Annotated in this window: 18 protein-coding genes; 8 read left to right on the top strand and 10 right to left on the bottom strand. The window is 60.0% G+C overall.

From position 1 onward, the window contains the following. Positions 1–7: 7 nt before the first annotated feature. Positions 8–523 carry a hypothetical protein gene (locus NW863_RS00720; protein ID WP_414363856.1) on the bottom strand — a complete coding sequence of 172 codons (516 nt, stop codon included), beginning with the start codon at positions 521–523 and terminating at the stop codon, positions 8–10. Between the two features lie 265 nt (positions 524–788). On the opposite strand from NW863_RS00720, the gene pcrA reads away from it, so the two are divergent. The 6 genes from pcrA to NW863_RS00690 all read left to right on the top strand — a co-directional run bounded on the left by pcrA (position 789) and on the right by NW863_RS00690 (position 9,530). Further along, complete coding sequence (gene pcrA, locus NW863_RS00715) at positions 789–3,122, top strand: DNA helicase PcrA (protein WP_414363855.1); 2,334 nt, start codon at positions 789–791, stop codon at positions 3,120–3,122. Positions 3,123–3,495: 373 nt separating this feature from the next. Next, the gene (gene tatC, locus NW863_RS00710) at positions 3,496–4,278 is read left to right on the top strand and encodes a twin-arginine translocase subunit TatC (RefSeq protein ID WP_414363854.1); all 783 of its coding nucleotides are present in this window, start codon (positions 3,496–3,498) and stop codon (positions 4,276–4,278) included. Positions 4,279–4,527: 249 nt separating this feature from the next. Beyond that, entirely contained in the window at positions 4,528–5,868 is a 1,341-nt protein-coding gene (locus tag NW863_RS00705; RefSeq protein WP_414363853.1) for an NAD(P)/FAD-dependent oxidoreductase, read from the top strand. A 108-nt stretch (positions 5,869–5,976) separates the two neighbouring features. After that, the gene (locus NW863_RS00700) at positions 5,977–6,831 is read left to right on the top strand and encodes a DUF2993 domain-containing protein (protein WP_414363852.1); all 855 of its coding nucleotides are present in this window, start codon (positions 5,977–5,979) and stop codon (positions 6,829–6,831) included. Positions 6,832–7,000: 169 nt separating this feature from the next. Further along, on the top strand, positions 7,001–8,524 hold the full coding sequence (locus NW863_RS00695) for a hypothetical protein (RefSeq protein ID WP_414363851.1): 1,524 nt from the start codon (positions 7,001–7,003) through the stop codon (positions 8,522–8,524). 94 nt (positions 8,525–8,618) lie between these two features. Continuing rightward, complete coding sequence (locus tag NW863_RS00690; RefSeq protein WP_414363850.1) at positions 8,619–9,530, top strand: methylenetetrahydrofolate reductase; 912 nt, start codon at positions 8,619–8,621, stop codon at positions 9,528–9,530. Here the strand turns inward: NW863_RS00690 and dapB are convergent. From dapB to rpsL, 6 genes are all read right to left on the bottom strand, one after another. Further along, positions 9,527–10,363 carry a 4-hydroxy-tetrahydrodipicolinate reductase gene (gene dapB / locus NW863_RS00685; RefSeq protein ID WP_414363875.1) on the bottom strand — a complete coding sequence of 279 codons (837 nt, stop codon included), beginning with the start codon at positions 10,361–10,363 and terminating at the stop codon, positions 9,527–9,529. The genes NW863_RS00690 and dapB overlap by 4 nt on opposite strands. Before the next feature lie 91 nt (positions 10,364–10,454). Then, a complete protein-coding gene (gene rpsJ, locus NW863_RS00680) occupies positions 10,455–10,772 on the bottom strand; it encodes a 30S ribosomal protein S10 (protein WP_011430161.1) in 318 nt (105 codons plus the stop codon). Positions 10,773–10,865: 93 nt separating this feature from the next. Continuing rightward, positions 10,866–12,095 carry an elongation factor Tu gene (gene tuf / locus NW863_RS00675; RefSeq protein WP_414363849.1) on the bottom strand — a complete coding sequence of 410 codons (1,230 nt, stop codon included), beginning with the start codon at positions 12,093–12,095 and terminating at the stop codon, positions 10,866–10,868. A 22-nt stretch (positions 12,096–12,117) separates the two neighbouring features. Next, positions 12,118–14,250 (bottom strand): elongation factor G, encoded by a 2,133-nt coding sequence (gene fusA / locus NW863_RS00670; RefSeq protein WP_414363848.1) that lies wholly within the window; start codon positions 14,248–14,250, stop codon positions 12,118–12,120. A gap of 157 nt (positions 14,251–14,407) precedes the next feature. Continuing rightward, positions 14,408–14,878 (bottom strand): 30S ribosomal protein S7, encoded by a 471-nt coding sequence (gene rpsG, locus NW863_RS00665; protein WP_414363847.1) that lies wholly within the window; start codon positions 14,876–14,878, stop codon positions 14,408–14,410. Positions 14,879–14,943: 65 nt separating this feature from the next. Continuing rightward, positions 14,944–15,351, bottom strand: a complete 408-nt coding sequence (rpsL, locus tag NW863_RS00660) for a 30S ribosomal protein S12 (RefSeq protein ID WP_414363846.1) — start codon at positions 15,349–15,351, stop codon at positions 14,944–14,946. Between the two features lie 133 nt (positions 15,352–15,484). Between rpsL and NW863_RS00655 the strand changes: the two genes are divergently transcribed. After that, positions 15,485–16,186 carry a ComF family protein gene (locus NW863_RS00655; RefSeq protein WP_414363845.1) on the top strand — a complete coding sequence of 234 codons (702 nt, stop codon included), beginning with the start codon at positions 15,485–15,487 and terminating at the stop codon, positions 16,184–16,186. On the opposite strand, the gene NW863_RS00650 is transcribed toward NW863_RS00655, so the two are convergent. Both NW863_RS00650 and NW863_RS00645 read right to left on the bottom strand, forming a co-directional pair. Next, complete coding sequence (locus NW863_RS00650) at positions 16,187–17,125, bottom strand: prohibitin family protein (RefSeq protein ID WP_414363844.1); 939 nt, start codon at positions 17,123–17,125, stop codon at positions 16,187–16,189. Between the two features lie 106 nt (positions 17,126–17,231). Continuing rightward, positions 17,232–18,035: a prohibitin family protein gene (locus tag NW863_RS00645; protein ID WP_414338532.1), complete on the bottom strand. Its 804-nt coding sequence runs from the start codon at positions 18,033–18,035 to the stop codon at positions 17,232–17,234. Positions 18,036–18,271: 236 nt separating this feature from the next. On the opposite strand from NW863_RS00645, the gene NW863_RS00640 reads away from it, so the two are divergent. After that, on the top strand, positions 18,272–18,553 hold the full coding sequence (locus NW863_RS00640) for a hypothetical protein (protein WP_414333483.1): 282 nt from the start codon (positions 18,272–18,274) through the stop codon (positions 18,551–18,553). Positions 18,554–18,573: 20 nt separating this feature from the next. On the opposite strand, the gene NW863_RS00635 is transcribed toward NW863_RS00640, so the two are convergent. Further along, positions 18,574–19,209: a 4Fe-4S single cluster domain-containing protein gene (locus NW863_RS00635; protein ID WP_414363843.1), complete on the bottom strand. Its 636-nt coding sequence runs from the start codon at positions 19,207–19,209 to the stop codon at positions 18,574–18,576. Positions 19,210–19,256: the final 47 nt, after the last annotated feature.

Genomic DNA, 19,256 nt, shown 5'->3' with positions numbered 1-19,256 from the left:
AAGGCCGTCAAACGCGCGTGCGAATGCACTGGCGAATGCGGAGGTTAGATTGCTCCAGATCGGCGAACCCGCTCAGGAGGGTGCCTTGACTGTCCAAAAGCAGCAAGGCGGCCTGGCGGCGAAAATCGATCCCGGGCAGCACCTCGGCAGCCACCTCCTGCAGTTTTTGGATGGCTGATCCCTCGAAATCGACCGAGACATAGACAAACGGAGAAACCAAGCGGGGATCCGTCGGCACGCTGTCTCGAATGGCCTGCAAAACCAAATTGCGCACCAGCAGCAGCCCCCTGCCGTCTATCAGCACGATCTGGCGCAGGCGGGGATTTTGCCCAAACTCCAGGGCCAAACTTTTGGAGAGGGCCTCCGCTTGGGAGCGAGTTTGGCTGTTGGTCAAGATCAGCACCTGCAGGCCGTCGGAACTGCTTAAGTCAAGTGGATCCCCGGCAACGCTTTCCAGCTTGAGATCAAGAGAGGCGTTGGGACTGCCCTTGCTGGGGCAGTTGCCGGCTTGAGCTGGAGCCAACGGGCCCGCGGAGAGGAGAGCAAAGGTAGCAACCCCCAAAGCGATCAGTCTTTTTGGAAAGCCAAGCGGGCAGCAATTAGGTGGGGCCCCGCAACTAAGCAAAACTCGTTTCATAGCAGCAAGTTCTGGGGTGAGCTGGCCAAATCTTAACTAATCTTCATCTTTAGCTTTGGCGCTCTAGAGTACCTTTTGGGCTTCCCAAGCCTGTTGGGTTGCCAGCCAGCCTGCGCCCATAATGGAAAGCAGTTTCTCGTTGGCGGCAGATATGACTTCTGGCTCCTTGTTGGATGGCCTCAATCCTTCTCAACGCCAAGCGGTGCAACACTTTTGCGGCCCCTTGCTGGTGGTGGCGGGGGCAGGTTCCGGCAAGACGCGCACCCTTACCCACCGCATCGCCTACCTCATCCGCCACTATCGGGTGGATCCGGAGGAGATTTTGGCTGTTACCTTCACCAACAAGGCCGCCCGCGAAATGAAGGAGCGCATCGAGCAGCTTTTTGCCGAGCAGGAGGCACAGGAGCAGTTTGGGATCCCACTTGCGCAACTGGAGCCGGCCCAGGCAACGCGCTTGAAGTCCAGCGTTTACCGCCGCTGGATTAAGCCCCTCTGGATCGGCACGTTCCACAGCCTATTTGCCCAAGTCTTGCGCCTGGAGATTGAAAAGTACCAGGATCCCAAGGGACGCAAGTGGACTCGTGACTTCTCAATTTTCGATGAGTCGGACGCCCAATCCCTGGTTAAAGAGATTGTAACTAAGCAACTCAATTTAGATGAGCGCCAGTTCGATCCAAGATCGGTGCGGTACGCCATCAGCAAGGCCAAAAACCAGGGTTGGACTCCCGCCGATCTGGAGCGCCACCAGCCCAACTTCCGGGGCCGCATCCTGGCTCAGGTTTACGAGCTCTACGAAGATCAACTGGCGGCCAATAACGCCCTCGACTTCGACAACTTAATTTGGATCCCGGTACAGCTGTTTCGCCAAAATGAGCAGGTCTTGGCTTACTGGCACCAGCGCTTCCGGCACATTCTAGTGGACGAGTACCAAGACACCAACCGCACCCAGTATGAGCTGATCCGGCTGCTGGTCACCAACGGCGAGACCCGCAGATCTCAGTTGGATTGGAAAAACCGGTCGATCTTTGTCGTGGGAGATGCAGATCAAAGCATCTATCGCTTTCGTGGGGCAGACTTCACCATTTTGCTGGAGTTTCAAGAGACCTTTGGCGATGGCCTCCCAGATGACGATACCCGCACCCTGATCAAGCTGGAGGAAAACTATCGCTCTACAGCTACTATTTTGCAGGCAGCTAACGTCCTCATTGAGAAAAACACCGAGCGCATTGATAAAGTTCTCCGGCCAACTCGCCCCTTGGGCAATCCCATCGTTTGCTACCAGGCGGAGGACGAGATCGCTGAGGCTGAGTTTGTAGTCAACACCATCCGCAGGTTACACAGCCAAAATCCCAACTTTTCCTGGGGAGATTTTGCCATTCTCTACCGCACCAATGCCCAGTCTCGCCCCTTTGAAGAGGTTCTGCTGCGCTGGGGGATCCCTTACACCGTGGTGGGCGGGCCGCGATTTTACGATCGCAAAGAGATTAAGGATGTGCTGGCCTATTTGCGGGTTGTGCTCAACCCTGCCGATTCTTTTAGCCTGTTGCGCATTATCAATGTGCCGCGGCGGGGTATCGGCAAATCGACTCTGGACAAGCTAACCGAAGCGGCGGCTGCCTTAAATGTGCCCCTGTGGACTCTCCTCAGCGACGAGGCTGCTGTAACCAACTTGGTGGGGCGTTCCGCCAAGCCGGTCATCCAGTTTGTCCGGTTCATCGAACATTGGCACAAACAAGTGGCTCAGGTTTCTGCTGCCACTCTTTTGGAAGCATTGCTGCGGGATTCTGGCTATCTGGCAGATCTCAAGGCCCAGGGAGAGGCTGAGGAAAGAGTCGCCAACGTAATGGAGCTCTACAACGCCGCCCGTCAATTTGAAGAAGAACAGGAGGAGGCCAGCCTTGAGGCTTTCTTGAGCAATGTATCTTTGGCTTCGGATTTGGACAACCTTCAGGAGGGAGCTGAGAAAGTTTCGTTGATGACGTTGCACGCTTCCAAAGGGCTGGAGTTCCCGGTCGTATTTTTGGTGGGGGTAGAGCAGGGACTATTTCCCAATTTTCGGGCTTTGGAGGATCCCGCTGCTTTGGAAGAGGAACGGCGCCTCTGCTACGTGGGCATCACCCGCGCCCGCGAGCAATTGTTTATCTGCCACGCCAGCGAACGGCGGCTCTACGGCAACCGCGAATCTGCCATCCCCTCTCTATTTTTGAGTGAGCTGCCCCAAGAGCTGATCCAATGGGAGAGAGGCAGGGGGCTTTCGTTCTCCGCGGACAACATGGCTGCGGCCACGCCCAAGGCCAAGACCGCTCGCCGTCAGGGCCCCCAGCAGTGGGCGGTGGGAGATCGCCTGCAACACCCCAAATTTGGCCAGGGGCAAATTACTCACATCTTTGGTAGTGGCGACCAGGTTACCTTGGCCGTGAAATTTCCCGCCGTTGGCCGAAAAATTTTGGATCCCCGCATCGCGCCCATTCAAAAGCTCAGCTAGCTAGCTGGACTCAAAGGGGCTGTAGATGCCGGGTGGGCAGTCTAAAAAGAGAGGATTACTGCAAGTCTAGGAACCGCTCGCGGGAACGACGGACTTGCTGACCTGGCATGACACCTGAAGGGGGAACTTTGCGGCTGCTTGCGCCAGGGAGATGGCTCAGGGCCGTGGGGCAACCGTTTTCTGACTAGGAAGGATGCTAGTCTGGTGAAGCAGAAACTTTGGGCAGTGGCAGCTCCCGCCTGGCAGGGCTTAGCGGCAGAGGATGTCCCTGCCAGGAGCATCTTGGCAAGAGAAGCATGTGGTGGGCGGGCGCTTTTCCTTGAGGGGGGGGCAGGGCTAAGATAGCGGGAAAGGTTTCGTTACCCGTCGGCCCATGACCCTTGCCTCTGAGACCGAATCCTCGCAGCAAGCTCCGTCAACGCCTGAGCCTGCTCGGGTGCCAGATCCGGAGTTTCCCTACGAGGTCGAGATGACCTTGATGGAGCATCTGGAGGAGTTGCGCAGCCGCCTCTTGGCCAGTGTAATTGCGGTGGCCTTATGTATCGTCGCCTGTTTTCTGGTGGTGAACCGCATCGTCGCCCTGCTGGAGGTGCCTGCTCAAGGGGTGACCTTCTTGCAACTGGCGCCGGGCGAGTATTTTTTCGTCTCTATGAAGGTGGCGGCCTATTCGGGGCTGCTCTTGGCCACGCCCTTTGTGCTTTACCAAATTGCCCGCTTTGTCTTGCCGGGGCTGAGCGTGAAGGAGCGCAGGCTGCTGGGGCCGGTGGTGTTGGGATCCAGCCTTTTGTTTGTGGCTGGCTTGGTCTTCGCCTATTACCTCCTCATTCCGGCGGCGCTCAACTTCTTCATTCGCTATGGCGAAGGGGTGGTGGATCAGGCTTGGTCCATCGACCGCTACTTTGAGTTTGTGCTGCTGCTGATGTTCAGCACTGGCTTGGCCTTTCAGGTGCCGATTTTGCAGGCGCTGCTGGGAGCCTTGGGTCTGGTAACTGCTGAGCAGATGTTCAAGGGTTGGCGCTATGTTGTCCTGGGTTCGGTGGTGGCGGGAGCCGTTCTCACGCCTTCGACGGATCCCCTCACCCAAAGTCTCTTGGCTGGCGCCGTGACGTTCCTGTACTTGTTCGGCATTCTGCTGGTGAAGCTACTTGGCAAATGACCCACGGCTGTAGGTGCTAGTTCTGGCCTCTGGATTTTCCGAGCCAAGGGTAGACGTACTGCTTTCCGAGAGCTCTGAGCCGGGGGGCAAGGGCTGTCTGCGGGAAAAAGGAGCCTGGATATCTTTGCTTCTGACCATGGTGGCGGTGGTTTGGCTGGGATCCGCCCTGGCCTACGGGAGTACCCTCCGCGCCATCATCTCTGACCACCTGCTGAGCTGCTGCTTTTGTCTGATTGTATGATTTTTGGCTTGAAAACAACTCTTTATCCGGCCAGCACTTACGATCCCTCCTATCCGGTTGGCAGCTACTGGGACAGCACGATCGCGGATCCCAGTTGGCGATATCCGGCGCCTTTGCAAGGCTCGGTTGAGGCCGAGGTGGCTATCCTGGGGGGAGGATTGACGGGGCTGTCGACGGCCCTGCACCTGGCCCGCGATCACGGTATCTCGACCTGTCTGCTGGAGGCGGGATCCCTGGGCTGGGGGGCCTCGGGGCGCAACGGCGGTTTCTGCGGCGTGGGGGCGAGCTACCTTACCCACACCCAGATGGTACGGCGGATAGGCCTGGCAGAGACGGAGCGCTACTACCGGGATCAGCGGCAGGCAGTAGAAACCGTCCAAGAGCTGGCTACTACCGAGGGCTTTTCCCTAGATGCCCAGGGTCAAGGTTGGTACGCGGTGGCCCACCGCCCCAGCGCTTGGCGGGAATTGGAGGCCGAGTACCAAATCTACACCCAGGTGGCCGGCTACCCGGCCCAGCTCCTCAGTCCCAAGGAGCTGCGAGAACGGGGCTTCGATAGCCAAGAGAACCATGGCGCTCTGCACATCGGAGTGGGGTTTGGCCTCAACCCCCTCAAGCTTATCCAAGGGCTAGCCCAGGCAGCTCAAAGGTGGGGGGCGCGATTGCACAGCGCCAGCCCTGTTGTCGCTTGGGAAAAGACGGGATCCCAACACTTCTGCCATACGCCGGGGGGAACGGTGCGGGCGCGGCACCTGGTTATCGCCACCAATGGCTACACTCCAGGGGCTCTGTATCCCCAACTGGCGGGATCCCTCCTGCCGGTGCTTTCCAACATTCTGGTCACCCGGCCTCTGACGCCTGCAGAGCGAAGGGCTCAGGGCTGGTGGGATCCGACGCCAATCTACGACACACGACGGCTGCTGTTCTACTACCGTCTCCTGCCGGACGGGCGCCTGCTGTTTGGGGGGCGGGGCGGCACCCGCAATACTCCGGCAGAACGACAGCGCCTGCAGGCTTGGATGACTCGGCAGCTTTACCGTCTCTTTCCCGCCTGGGAGGGGGTGGAGATCGAGTACGCTTGGAACGGCCTGGTCTGCCTTTCGCGGCAGCTTCACCCCCATATCGGTTCTTCGCCGACGGATTCCAGCTTGTGGTATGGCCTGGCCTACCATGGCAGCGGCGTGGCCACAGCGGTGTGGGCGGGCAAAATCCTAGCCCAGGAGGTGGCCGGCGTCCGACCCCAGATTAGCGCCCTCTTTCGCCAGCCGCCGCGCGTTTTCCCTTTCCCCTGGCTGCGGCTTCACTACCTGCGGCTGGGGTATCTTTGGTGGCAGTTGACGGATGGGTAGCTCCTCCAAGTGTGCGGGGGATCCCTCTGTTCGGTGGAGCAGTCCTGCCTTAGCCTAGTCATAGTTTGGCCAGAGAAATGTTGCCTGTCGTCGCTCCTGAGGTACCCCGTGCTGTTCCCGTCTTGCCGTCGGCCTGCCCCGGATCCCTCTTCTCTTGCAGCCCGTCGCCGCCAGCGGCTCTCGCCAGCAGGGCAGCGGCTAGGATTGGCACTGCTGCTTGGCTTGCCCACTATGTTTTGGCCTTGGCCCGGATTTGCCCAGATTGCCGGATCCCTGCTCAGCCCTTTGGTGGCCGCCTGGATTCGCTCTGAGGTGCAGCAGGTCGACAACTTGCAGGTGCAGATCGCCGGTTCCGACGCCCAGATTTTGAACGGCCAGATCCCCCAGGCCCAGGTGTCGGGAGACAACCTTATCTATCAGGGATTCCAGGTCAGCCACCTGCGGCTGCAGGGCCAGGATATTCGCCTCAATGTAGGGGAAGCCATCCAAGGACGTAGCCCCCTGCAACTGTTGGCGCCCGTGCCGGTGCAGGTGAGCTTGCGCCTCACCGAAGACGATCTTAACCGCACCCTTCAGACTCCCCTCATCCAGTCTCAACTGGCCCAGGCACAGGTGCAACTGCCCTTTGGAGGTCAAGCGGTGCCCTTCTTGATCCGCCAGCCCCAGGTCACCTTGGAGCAAAATCGGCTGCGCATCCAGGCCCAATTGGTGACTCCCGAGGGGGTGGAGGTGCCGGTTACGGTGCTAACCGGGCTACAGGCCCAGGGCCCCAACCAGTTGCGGCTGGTCAATCCCCTGTGGGTGAGCGAAGGGCAGGAGATCCCCATCCCCGGCCTGGCGGATTTTCCCATTCAGTTAGATCCAGGCGTGCGCATCGATCGCCTGGAGTTGCAGCCCGGCCAAATCCTCTACGAGGGAATGTTGGTCATCTACCCGGAAGCGGCGGCAGTGCCGCAGGGGTAGCCGGCTGTTGCCGGAGCTCAACCCCTTGAGCTCGCCTTTGGGCGGTGCCGGCGGGCTCTGCTGTGGCCAAGTTGTGATCGGGATCAAACCCAAGGCTGAGGCTGCTGGGCGAGAATCCCTCTAGCCGCTGCCAAGCGGACGCGGAGGGGTGGTGTATTGAGGTGAGTTCATGGTTTGGGGATCGCCGCCGCTACAACCCAGCGTTAGGCCCCTGCTCCTAGGGACTCTGCCGCTAATCCTGTCGCTGGTGTTGCTGGGGGGATGTTCCAGCGACGCATTCTCCACGGTGCCCCTAGATGGCACGGCTGCCGGCACACGCACGGCTACACCCCCAGGGCGAACTTTCTCCGATATTCCACCCGGCCGGGATCCCCGCTTGAAGCACCTTTGGGCCAGCTTTGTGATCACATCTGAGCAGTTGCAATCCGCCCGCAAGGCTCCCATCGCTCTCCACCCGCAGGCTCTCCTTCCCTGCACCGACTGCGAGAGCTTGGCAGAGCAGCCGGGGGGATCCCCGCTCCCCACCCCTTCCTCCCCCGCCGTGGGCACCTATCGGCCTGACCAGCTCACGCTCTCTTTCCGAGTTGAGCCCCACAAGACCTTTACCCGCCTCAGCGGCAGCTTTCACCTGGATACCACCACGCCTCTGATTCACCCTGGCGAGGGGGTGCGCCTAGCCGTCCAAAAAGCCTTCTTAGGGGAAGAGGCTCTCGAGCCGCTGCCGCCCCCTCAGGACTTCTATGCCCGCCAGATTACTCAAGGTCGGTTCGAGGAGCGCACGTGGAGTTTCCCTTTCTCCCTACCGGAGGCCGACGCCCCTGCCCCCTCACCGTCTCTGCGGCTGCAGGTTGTCCTCACCTCCCCCATCCCGCCCGATTCTGCCCCTTTTCAGCGGGGCAGGCCGCTGCCGCCCCCCACGGGCCGGCTGTATCATGGGGTCATTTGGTCGGGCATGCCAACTTGGGAGCAGCTCTTGTCCTATCGCCAGGCCATCGGCCAGCCCCCTGCCTGGGCAGCGGTGGAGCACCTCTGGGATCCGCGGCAGGATTTTCCCCAGCCCCTGGCCAATCGGCTGCGGGAGAGCGGCTCCGTTCCCTACCTGCGCCTGCGGCTGCAGCCGGCCCACCTCTCTTCCCTGGCTGCGGGCGAACAGGATGAGACCTTGCGCTCTTGGGCCCGGGGCATCCAGCGCTTTGCTACCCCGATTATCCTGGCCATAGCTGCTGGGGACGGGGATACCGAGCTGCAACGACGGGCCTACCGTCACCTGATACAAACCCTGCGCTCTGATGCCAATTTGCTCTGGGTTCTAGAGCTGGAGGGAGCGGATAACGAGGCAGCGTCTGCCTGGGCCGCCTTGCCAGGGGTGGACTGGCTGAGCCTGGAGGTGAAGGGGGATCCTGAGGCTTTTGAAGCATTCTACCGTCGCCTTGTGGCCTTTAACCCCCAGTTGCCCCTGATTCTCAGCGGCCTGCCCCCCGACGCAGAAGCTGCCCAGTCCTTTTTGGAAGGCTTGGAAGCCCGGCGGTGGCCCCAGGTGATTGGCTGGAGCTGGGCCCTGGGTCCGCAGGGGATCCCGCCCGCGGCGGCGACAAACTGGCAGCAGCGTTTGCACCAAGGGGATCCCCCCCTCTGGCTGGGAGAAATGCGGGTGCAGCCCCTGCCCAGCCCTTCGCCCTCAGCCAAGCCCTGAGAAAAGATGGAGCAGCGCCTAGGCTGGAAAAACCCTCCCAAAACAGTCGATAATAGGCCAACCCACTGCTTTTTCTTTCAGTCTTCCCAGAATTGTGGCCCTGACCTGCTCACCGCCGTCGCGCTTTGCCCAAGCCATCCAGCGGGGGGAATTTCTGCTCACGGCTGAGATCACCCCCCCCAAGGGATCCGACACCAGCACCTTGCTGTCTCTTGCCCAGCAGCTCAAGGGTCGGGTGCATGCCATCAACGTCACGGACTCTAACCGTGCCATGGCCCGCATGAGCCCCCTGGCCGCCTCACTGCTGTTGCATCAGGCGGGCATTGAGCCCATCCTGCAACTGGCCTGTCGGGATCGCAACCGCTTGGCTCTGCAAGGAGATCTGTTGGGAGCTTCCGCCCTCGGCCTGCGCAACGTGTTGGCCCTCACCGGGGATCCCATCCACATCGGCGATTGTCCCGACGCCCGCCCGGTCTTTGACCTGGAATCGGTGCGCCTGCTGCAGCTTATCCAACGCCTCAACAACGGCCTCGACTGCAACGGCAAGCCCCTCCCCGACGGCGGCACCTGCCTGTTCCCCGGAGCAGCGGTAGAACCCCAGTCCGGCAGCTTTTCCGGCCTGGAGCGGCGCTTCCACCGCAAGCTGGAGAACGGAGCCCAGTTTTTCCAAAGCCAGATGGTGACCGACTTCGAGCAACTGGAGCGTTTCATGGACAAGCTGGGCCGCCCCGCCGGCAAGCCTATCCTGGCGGGCATCTTCCTGCTCAAATCCGCCAAAAACGCCCTTTTCATCAACCGCAACTTGCCGGGGGTGCAGATCCCGGACGCCATCATCCAGCGGCTGGCCGATGCCCCCGATCCCCTGGCAGAAGGGATCCGCATTGCTGCCGAACAGGTGCGCCAGGCTCGCCAGATCTGTCACGGCGTACACCTCATGGCCGTCAAGGCCGAACACCTCATCCCGCACATCCTGGACGAGGCTGGGATCCCGCCCCTGAGCAGCTAGCTCAACACCTGCTCCAAGCCATAGACCAGCCCCTTGAGCTGCAGCACCTTGCGAATGCCCAGGATCACTCCCGGCATGAAAGCCACCCGATCCGTGATGTCGTGTCTCAAGGTCAACGTCTGCCCCATGCCGCCGAAGATTACCTCCTGGTGGGCGACTAGCCCCGGCAGGCGAACGCTGTGGATGGGGATATTGGGGCCGGGGATCCCTCCCCGCGAGCCGGGGAGCAGCTCCTTTTCTTCCACCTCGGGCGGGTTAAAGGCTTTGCCCAGTTGTCCCAGCCGTTGCGCTGTCTGTAGAGCCGTGCCGCTGGGGGCATCGGCTTTGCGGTTGTGGTGCAGCTCGACAATCTCCACGTGATCGAAATATTGGGCCGCCTGCAGAGCCATCTGCTGCAGCAGGATCATGCCGATGGCAAAGTTGGGCGCGATTAGACAGCCCACACCGGACTTGTCTGCCAGATCCCGCAGCCGCTCCACCTGCTCCGACGTCAGGCCCGTCGTCCCCACCACCGGCCGCACCCCAAAAGCAATGGCCGAGCGGACATTTTCATACACGGAGCGCGGATGGGTGAAGTCCACCATGACACCTCGGGTACTCCGCTGCGACAGCCGCAGCAACTGACCTGCCAGATCCTCGGTAATCTCTACTCCCAGGGATCCCAGGCCCAACACCTCACCAATGTCCGCGCCCAACTGGGAACGGGCCACCGCCCCCACCAACTTCATGTCGGGGGTTTGGGCCACCGCCCGCACCACCTCCCGCCCCATCTTGCCCAAAGCTCCCACCACCAAGACCGGGATGGGCTCAGGAGCCGCCGTCCCCTCACCAATGGCGGCGCCCTCTTCTCGTCCTTCTTGCTCGACCGCTGTTGTCACCACCTGCCCCCTTGCCTCACCTAGCGCTGGATCCCCAAGCGGAGCCTCACAATTTCACCTCGATGTCTACCCCTGCTGGCAGATCCAGCTTCATCAAAGCATCGATGGTTTTGGAAGAGGGGGAGTAGATGTCGATAATGCGGCGGTGGGTGCGAACTTCAAAATGTTCCCGCGAATCCTTATCCGTGTGGGGGGAACGCAGCACACAGTAGAGGCGACGCCGCGTCGGCAAAGGGATCGGGCCAACCGGCACAGCCTCCGTACGGCGGGCTGTGTCCACAATTTTGTCGCAGGAAGTATCCAGCAGCCGATGGTCGTAGGCCTTTAGGCGGATCCGAATTTTCTGTTGCGTCAAGGTAGCCATAGTCAGAGAGAAGGTAGGGTGTACTCAAAAAAATGGCAGGGATCGAGCTTGCCTGGAGTGACCAGCGCCCAATCCCTGCCAGGAGAAAGCCGCTTACTTCAGGATCTTAGAGACCACACCGGCCCCTACGGTACGACCGCCCTCGCGAATGGCAAAGCGCATCCCTTGCTCGATGGCGATGGGCTGGATCAGCTCTACCGTCATCCTGACACGGTCGCCGGGCATCACCATCTCCGGCTTAGAGCCGTCGTCAGCCGTGAAGGAAGTGATGGTGCCGGTGACGTCGGTGGTACGCACGTAGAACTGAGGACGATAGCCAGCGAAGAAGGGAGTGTGACGTCCGCCCTCTTCCTTCTTGAGGACGTAAACCTCCGACTCGAACTGGGTGTGAGGAGTAATGGTCTTGGGCTTGGCCAGCACCATACCCCGCTCCACCTCGTTCTTCTGAATACCCCGCAGCAGCACGCCGACGTTGTCGCCAGCAATCCCCTCGTCCAGGGTCTTCTGGAACATCTCTAGACCGGTAACGGTGGTGGAACGGGTTTCTCGCAATCCCACCAGCTCCACGGTTTCGCCAACTTTGATGCGGCCCCGCTCGATCCGGCCTGTGGCCACCGTACCGCGACCGGTGATCGAGAAGACATCTTCCACTGCCATCAGGAAGGGCTTGTCTACATCCCGCTCCGGCGTCGGAATGTAGGAGTCCACCGCATCCATCAGCTCGTAGATCTTGTCCACCCAGGGATCCTCACCCCGCTGGGTTTTGGGGTTGGCCTGCATCCTTTCCAGAGCCTTGAGAGCGGATCCCCTGACAATTGGGATTTCGTCGCCGGGGAAGTCGTACTTGGAGAGAAGCTCCCGCACCTCCAGCTCCACCAGCTCCAGCAGCTCCTCGTCGTCCACCATGTCCACCTTGTTGAGGAAGACCACCAAGCTGGGTACCCCCACCTGACGGGCCAACAGGATGTGCTCCCGCGTCTGCGGCATTGGCCCATCGGCCGCCGAGACCACCAGGATGGCCCCGTCCATCTGGGCTGCGCCCGTGATCATGTTTTTCACGTAGTCAGCGTGGCCGGGGCAGTCCACGTGGGCGTAGTGACGCTTCTCCGTCTGGTACTCCACGTGGGCAGTATTGATGGTAATACCGCGGGCTCTCTCCTCTGGCGCCGCGTCGATCTCGTCATACCGCTTGGCTGTGGCCTGACCCAAAGCAGCCAAGGTCATAGTGATGGCGGCGGTCAACGTCGTCTTACCGTGGTCGACGTGACCAATGGTGCCAACGTTGACGTGCGGCTTGGTACGTTCAAACTTAGCGCGTGCCATGAATCGTCACTTCCTTTTAATTTCAGTTGGTTACTCCACTTCCTTTGCTTTTGGCGATGATGGCTTCGGCAATACTGCGAGGAACTTCCTCGTAGTGGCTGAACTCCATCGTAAAGATGCCCCGCCCTTGAGTTTTGGAGCGGATGTCGGTGGCATATCCAAACATCTCCGCCAAGGGAACCTTGGCATTGACCTTGGAGATGCCACCCTCTGTACTCATCCCCTCCATCTGGCCGCGACGGGCGTTGATGTCTCCAATAACATCCCCGACAAAGGCTTCGGGAACTTCCACCTCCACCTTCATCATTGGCTCCAGCAGGACGGGGTTGGCTCTGCGAGCAGCCTCCTTCAGCGCCATCGAGCCGGCGATCTTGAAGGCCATTTCGCTGGAGTCCACCTCGTGGTAGGAGCCGTCCACCAGGGTGACGCGAATATCGATCAGAGGATAGCCAGCCAAGACCCCGGACTCGCAGGCTTCGCGGATCCCTTGCTCGGCGGGCGGAATGTACTCTTTGGGGATGACACCACCCACAATTTTGGAGACAAACTCGAACCCCGTACCCGGTTCTGCTGGCTCCAGGTCGATGACCACATGGCCGTACTGGCCGCGGCCGCCAGTCTGGCGGATGAACTTTCCTTCCACGCGGCTAACTGGCTTGCGGATGGTTTCGCGGTAGGCCACTTGGGGGTTGCCCACGTTAGCTTCTACGTTGAACTCCCGCAGCATCCGATCCACCAGAATCTCCAGGTGGAGCTCGCCCATGCCGGAGATGATGGTTTGGTTGGTCTCTGGATCCACCGAGACGCGGAAGGTGGGATCCTCCTTGGCCAGGGCCTGCAGCGCTTTGGAGAGTTTGTCGATATCAGCCTTGGTCTTGGGCTCGACGGCCACCGAGATCACCGGCTCGGGGATATATAGGGACTCCAGGATTACCGGCGCGTTTTCGTCGCAGAGGGTGTCTCCGGTGGTGGTATCTTTCAGGCCCAACACAGCTCCCAGATCGCCTGCTCGCAGCTCATCTACATCTAGACGCTCGTCCGCTTTGAGCACCACCAGGCGGGAGATGCGCTCTTTTTTGTTTTTGGTGGAGTTGAGCACATAGGTGCCCTTGGTTAGCACCCCAGAGTAAACGCGGATAAAGGTGAGGTCTCCGTACTTGTCGCTCATCAGCTTGAAGGCCAGAGCGGAGAAGGGCTCGTCATCGCTGGCCTTGCGCGATACCTCCGACCCGTCCGGCAGTACCCCCTTGATGGCGGGAATATCGATGGGAGAAGGGAGGTAGTCCACCACCGCGTCCAGCAGCATCTGCACACCCTTGTTCTTGAAGGCAGAGCCGCACAGCAGGGGCACAATTTGGCCGCTGATGGTGCCTTTGCGCAGACCAGCCATGAGGTCGGCTTCGCTCAGATCCTCCTCGGCAAAGTATTTCTCCATTAGGGCCTCGTCGGTCTCGGCCACCGCTTCCACCAGCTTGGCCCGGTATTCCGCCACCAGATCCTTCATCTCTTCGGGGATAGGGGCAGGGCGAATGTCCTTGCCGATCTCATCCATGTAGATATTGGCCTGCAGGCGCACCAGATCGACGATGCCGCGAAACTCGTCTTCGGCCCCGATGGGCAGTTGGATGGGCACGGCGTTGGCTTTGAGGCGCTCCCGAATCTGGTTATAAACCTTAAGGAAATTGGCCCCCATGCGATCCATCTTGTTGACGAAGGCGATGCGGGGCACGTTGTAGCGGTTGGCCTGCCGCCAGACGGTTTCCGACTGCGGCTGCACGCCCCCCACCGAGTCGAAGACGGCGATTACCCCGTCCAGCACCCGCATCGATCGCTCCACCTCGATGGTGAAGTCCACGTGCCCTGGCGTATCGATGATGTTGATGGTGTATTCCGGCGCGCCAGCGAGAGGTTGGGAGGGGTTTTTGGGATCCCGCTTGGTCCAACGGGTGGTGATGGCCGCGGCCGTGATGGTGATGCCCCGCTCCCGTTCCTGAGCCATCCAGTCGGTTACCGTGGTTCCCTCATGAACCTCGCCAATCTTGTGCACCAGACCGGAATAGAAGAGGATCCGCTCTGTGGTCGTGGTCTTGCCGGCATCGATGTGGGCCGCGATACCAATATTTCGAACTCGTTCCAGGGGAACTGTGCGTGCCACGTCAACCTCCCAATCCTCGTCGCCCTGCGACTCGGGCAAACTAAAAAAACCTTTACAATTCTAGTCTTTTTTTGCCCCTTCTCCTCCAGATCCAGCCCAGATCTCAGCAGATGGGAAGGGATCCCAGCAACATCCTCCTTCGCTCGGCCAGCAGGGCTCAGTAGCGGTAGTGGGCAAAGGCTTTGTTGGCCTCGGCCATGCGATGGACTTCTTCTCGCCGGCGGATGGCGTTGCCGGTTTCGTTGGCCGCATCCATAATCTCATTGGCTAACTTGGCAGACATGGTGCGCCCTGGACGGGTTCGGGAAAAGGTGACTAGCCAGCGCAGCGCCAACGAGGTTCCTCGCTCTGCTCTTACCTCCACAGGCACCTGATAGGTAGCGCCACCCACCCGCCGCGCTTTCACCTCCACCAAGGGGGTAGCGTTGCGAACAGCACTTTCCAGTACAGGTAGCGGATCCTGACCGGTGCGCTCTCGCACAATCTCTAGGGCGTCGTAGAGGATCCTGGCGGCAAGAGAAGCCTTGCCCCTCATCATCAACTTGCGGATCAGCATGGTAACCAAACGGCTCCCGTACTTGGGATCCGGGGGTACGTCACGACGAGGGGCACGGTTGCGGCGAGACATAGGAGCTGTGGAACTTGCTTAGAAGCTGAAGGCAGGATACAAAGGCTGACGTTTAGAGGAAGCTGTTATTTCTTCTTGCCAGTGGCGGCCGGCGCTTGGCCAGGCTTGGGCCGTTTTGCCCCGTATTTGGAGCGGCCTTGCTTGCGGTCTTTCACTCCTGCGGCGTCGAGCGTGCCCCGAATAATGTGATAGCGCACGCCAGGCAAGTCCTTGACCCGCCCGCCGCGAATCATAACCACCGAGTGCTCTTGTAGGTTGTGGCCAATGCCGGGGATGTAAGCAGTAACTTCAAAGCCAGAGGTGAGGCGAACCCGTGCCACCTTCCGCAAAGCCGAGTTGGGCTTCTTGGGCGTTGTCGTGTACACTCGGGTGCAAACTCCCCGCCGCTGCGGACATCCTTTCAGGGCAGGTGCCTTGGTCTTGCGAGTGGCAGCCTTGCGCTCTTCGCGAATGAGTTGCTGAATGGTGGGCATGGGTTGGCTACAAGGGCTAGTCTTGATGATTCAGCAGTACCTAATCCTAGCAAGCAGGGATCCCGCCGTCAACTTTGTCAGCTCTCTAGCCCTCCCCTTTCGGCTAGACTGAGGCTAGCCGTGGAACTTGGCCATGGAGTGGCTGGATTGGTGGATTGCGCTTCCCTGTCCGCTCTGCCAGCGCCCCGCTAGGGGTGTGTTTTGTCGAGATTGCCAGAGGCGGTTGCAGGCGGAGCGGCTCGACTCTTGGCCGGTCACCACTTCGCCTTGGCCGCTTTATGCTTGGGGGATCCACCGGGGAGCGCTGCGCAGGGCTCTCTATTGCCTGAAATATGAAGGACAGCGGCGCATAGGCACGGTTTTGGGGGAATGGCTGGGATCCCGTTGGCTCGAAAGCCGGCAACCCTCTTCAGGCTCTCGTAGGGCCTACGGCTCGGACTATACGGTCGTCCCCATCCCGCTGCATGCGGAGCGCCTGCGGCAACGGGGCTACAATCAGGCGGCCCTGATTAGCCAAGCCTTTTGTGAGCGGACGGGTCTAAGACATTTACCTGAAGCTTTGGTGCGGGTGCGGGCCACGGCGGCCCAATATGAGCTCAACCCGCTGCAACGCCAGCAAAATCTGGCAGGCGCCTTTGCCCTCCAGCACGCTCCCGCCACCCCAGTTCTGTTGGTGGATGACATCTACACCACCGGCTCCACCGTTCAAGCAGCGCAGCAGGTCTTGGTTGCCGCTGGGATCCCGGTGGCCGGGGTGATTGTTGTGGCCAAGGCGCAGCCGGCTGCCCACCACCCCACCCTGCCTTGGGAGCTCCGACGGGGTGGCCAGGCCTGACTATTGGGCCTGTTGCGCGGCTGCCTGTCGGGGATCCACGTTGAGGAACACGGTGGCATCCCCCTCGACGCGAATGATGCGCAGAGGTGGCAGTGAGTCCGCCGGGTTTTGGATGCGCTCCTGCAGCTTTTCGTAAAACAGCAGATCCGCCAGTTGCGCGTTTTCCGCTGCCGCCTGTCCCTTTAGCTCGATGGCCCGCTGGTTGGCTGCCGCTAGGATCAACAGCCGCTCGGTTTCTTTTTGTTGAATTTGCGCCCGCACTGCTGCTGTTTGTGCCGTAATCGAGGCCACCTGTTTGCGTTCAATGGAATCTCGCAGGGCTTGTGGAAAATCGGGGTTGCCCAGAAAGAGGCCCTCTACCTGGATCAGGGGCAGGGCTTGGCCATCGCGGTTGACGGTGGGCATCTCTTGGCGGATCAAGTCCAGGGCCCGCTGCTCGATGGCTGTGCGCTGGCTTTTGCGGTAAAAATCTTCGGAATCGAAAGAAGCAGAGATATCGCGGATCTTGGAGCGCACCACCGGCACCACCACTGTGGAAAGATACTTCTCGCCGATGGTGGCGTGCAGCTCGTCCAAAGTGGCAAGGTTGGGCTTGAGGGCAATGGCCACATCGACGGCAAAGGCCTGCCCGTCCGCCGTGTTTACTGCAATGGCATTGCTGATGGCATTGGCCGAGTGGGGGTCGTTGGTAAACTCCCAAACGCGGGTGAGCACGCTGTAGGTGATTGGCGTCTCGATCCCCGGGATCCGGAACATCACTCCCGGCAATTCTACCCGCCCCTTTTGCAACCCAGAAAGGGTATTAAACACCACAGTGGCATGGCCGGGCAAAGTGACATACAGGCAGGCGCGGAGCATCCCCAAAGCTGCCAAGAGGGCAATCCCGCCCAAAGTTAGCCAACCAACTTTACTCTGGTGTGCTTCTTCTGTTGAATACATAGTGGCTGATCCCGTTTTGAGGTCTGAGGGAAGAGCTGGAGCAGATGGGGCCAGGCCCGAAAACTGTTCGCGTCAGCGGGACGGAGTCCTTTTTCTATTAGGTTTTCTATTTGGTTATCAAAGTTTCCAGCCGGGATCCCAGAACCGAGGCTTTCACCACCTCTAGGTACTTGGGATTCTGGGTGAGGGCCTGGGCCTTGGCTCGCAATTGGCCGGCTTCTGCCTCGGCTTGAGCAATGATGCTGCGGGCATCTTGGCGCGCCTGCTCGATCTCAAATTGTTTTTGCGCCAGTTGGTTTTCGGCGATAGTTTTTGCTTCAATAGCGGCTACAAAATCGGGATCGAAATCCACATCCCGCAGCAGAAAGTCCAAAACCTCGATGCCGTATTCCTTCAGCAAAAGGGCCACCCGTTCGCGAATTTGTCCTTGAAGCAGCGGGCGTTCGGTGGAATAGAGAGCTTGGGCGGAAAAGCCGCTGGTCTCATTCAAGATGACCGACCGGACGATGGGGGCGATGCGATCCAAGTAGTTCTCCCCCAGTTGGGTGTAGACCTTGGGGGCATCGAGAATACGAAATTGCAGCGTCGCTTCAGCCGCAATCTGCTGCCCATCCTGAGAGAGGGCCACCAGCCGCGGCGCATAAGCAGTCGGGTCGTTGTCCTTCCAGGTCAGAGCCTGAGTTTTTACGTCGAAGGTAACGGTGCGCGAGACAAAAGGCGGCACCCAATGCAGCCCTGGCTGCAAAGCAGTCGGACTCACTCCCCCACCCCAGGTAAACAGCACCATATTCTCACCGTTGCCCACCAAGCGCAGCGGCCTGCCCGCCGCCACCAGGATCAACGCCACTCCCACAAGGGTAGCTTTGGGCAACCAGCGACCCACCCGGCTTTCCCAACCTTCTGCTCGCATCTCTCCATCTCCTGCCAATGCAGCCATTCTCGCGGCTGTGAGAAGGTCGAGCTGAGAAACGGCTGCTATCTTTTAAGCTTTCTGCAGGGATCCCCGTCCTTTTTCTCAGACCCCCAGATGATGTTACTCGGTATCAAAAAGTTTACAAAAGATCACTTCACAATTCGCAAAGACCCAGGATAAGCCGGCAAAAAGGGAAGAAGATTAAAACATAATAAAGATTTGGGTTGCCGTTCATGCTGCCTACTATCGATTACGAGCGGCGAGATATCCAGGTGCCACCCTCCTGCATTGCCGTTGCAGCTCGGGCCTTGATCCGGCAGGGGGTATCCGTCTGCTGGCGGGAAGAAAGTCTGTCTGCCCTGATTCGTCTGGGATCCAAAGGAGCTGGCGATCGAGCTGCCATTTTGCTGGTGGAAATGAGCCTCATGGGCCAGCCGGAGGAGCTGAAAAACTGGCTGGAGATGTGCTGGCAACTGCCCGCCTATCGCCGCGAGCCGTTGCGGGTGGGGGGATAGGGGATCCCTGGGGAGGCGCGCTAGCCTCGCTCGGACTCGTCGAAGAGAAACTGCCCGCCGTAGCCGGTGACGATGCGGGTTCCATCTTTGAGGATATGGATTTCCACCTGGTCGCTGGCCCAATTCAGTTGGTTTTCCAAGGCAGGGTTAAAGACATGTACCCGCTGGTTGCGGGAAGAGACCAGCGAGTGGGGGGAGCGAATGGCCTGGGATTGCAGATAGGGCCCGTCCACCAAAATATCCAGCTCCTGCAACAGCTCTTGGGCGCCGGGGGGAGCCTGGGGGGATCGCAACTCTTCCAGCGTGAATCCACTGAAGGCCATCGCCGTTAGCCCTTTCGCCTTCAGGAGCCGCGCCAAGCTGGCCAGGGCGGGAGCCTGCCAGAAGGGCTCCCCTCCTGAGAAGGTCACTCCCTCGTTTCTGGGGTTACTGAGGATTTGCTCGGCCAGATCGGTGATCTTCACCAGTTGGTTGACCTCAAACGGCCAAGAAGCAGGGTTGAAGCAGCCCGGACACTCCCGCAGGCAGCCCTGCACCCAGACCACGGCGCGCCGGCCTGGCCCATTCACTTCCGATTCGTCCACATATCCCATCAGGTTGAGATAACCGGGAGGGATCCGCGCCTGAAAGTCCAGTGCGATCTTTGCCTTGGACATGGGTCACCTGCTGCAAAACGGCTTTGAGACTACTCTTAGCCTAGTGG

This window comes from Synechococcus sp. B60.1 (genome assembly GCF_047462555.1).
Lineage (GTDB): Bacteria > Cyanobacteriota > Cyanobacteriia > Thermostichales > Thermostichaceae > Thermostichus.
This window is presented reverse-complemented; position numbering and strand designations above follow the sequence as displayed.

Bases quoted from the DNA above. Each gene is read 5' to 3' on its own strand.
- pcrA (WP_414363855.1), top strand. From the start codon at position 789: ATGACTTCTGGCTCCTTGTTGGATGGCCTCAATCCTTCTCAACGCCAA.
- NW863_RS00645 (WP_414338532.1), bottom strand. From the start codon at position 18,035: ATGCGAGCAGAAGGTTGGGAAAGCCGGGTGGGTCGCTGGTTGCCCAAA.
- NW863_RS00655 (WP_414363845.1), top strand. From the start codon at position 15,485: ATGGAGTGGCTGGATTGGTGGATTGCGCTTCCCTGTCCGCTCTGCCAG.
- NW863_RS00640 (WP_414333483.1), top strand. From the start codon at position 18,272: ATGCTGCCTACTATCGATTACGAGCGGCGAGATATCCAGGTGCCACCC.
- NW863_RS00695 (WP_414363851.1), top strand. From the start codon at position 7,001: ATGGTTTGGGGATCGCCGCCGCTACAACCCAGCGTTAGGCCCCTGCTC.
- NW863_RS00650 (WP_414363844.1), bottom strand. From the start codon at position 17,125: ATGTATTCAACAGAAGAAGCACACCAGAGTAAAGTTGGTTGGCTAACT.
- tatC (WP_414363854.1), top strand. From the start codon at position 3,496: ATGACCCTTGCCTCTGAGACCGAATCCTCGCAGCAAGCTCCGTCAACG.
- tuf (WP_414363849.1), bottom strand. From the start codon at position 12,095: ATGGCACGCGCTAAGTTTGAACGTACCAAGCCGCACGTCAACGTTGGC.
- rpsL (WP_414363846.1), bottom strand. From the start codon at position 15,351: ATGCCCACCATTCAGCAACTCATTCGCGAAGAGCGCAAGGCTGCCACT.
- NW863_RS00635 (WP_414363843.1), bottom strand. From the start codon at position 19,209: ATGTCCAAGGCAAAGATCGCACTGGACTTTCAGGCGCGGATCCCTCCC.
- rpsG (WP_414363847.1), bottom strand. From the start codon at position 14,878: ATGTCTCGCCGCAACCGTGCCCCTCGTCGTGACGTACCCCCGGATCCC.
- rpsJ (WP_011430161.1), bottom strand. From the start codon at position 10,772: ATGGCTACCTTGACGCAACAGAAAATTCGGATCCGCCTAAAGGCCTAC.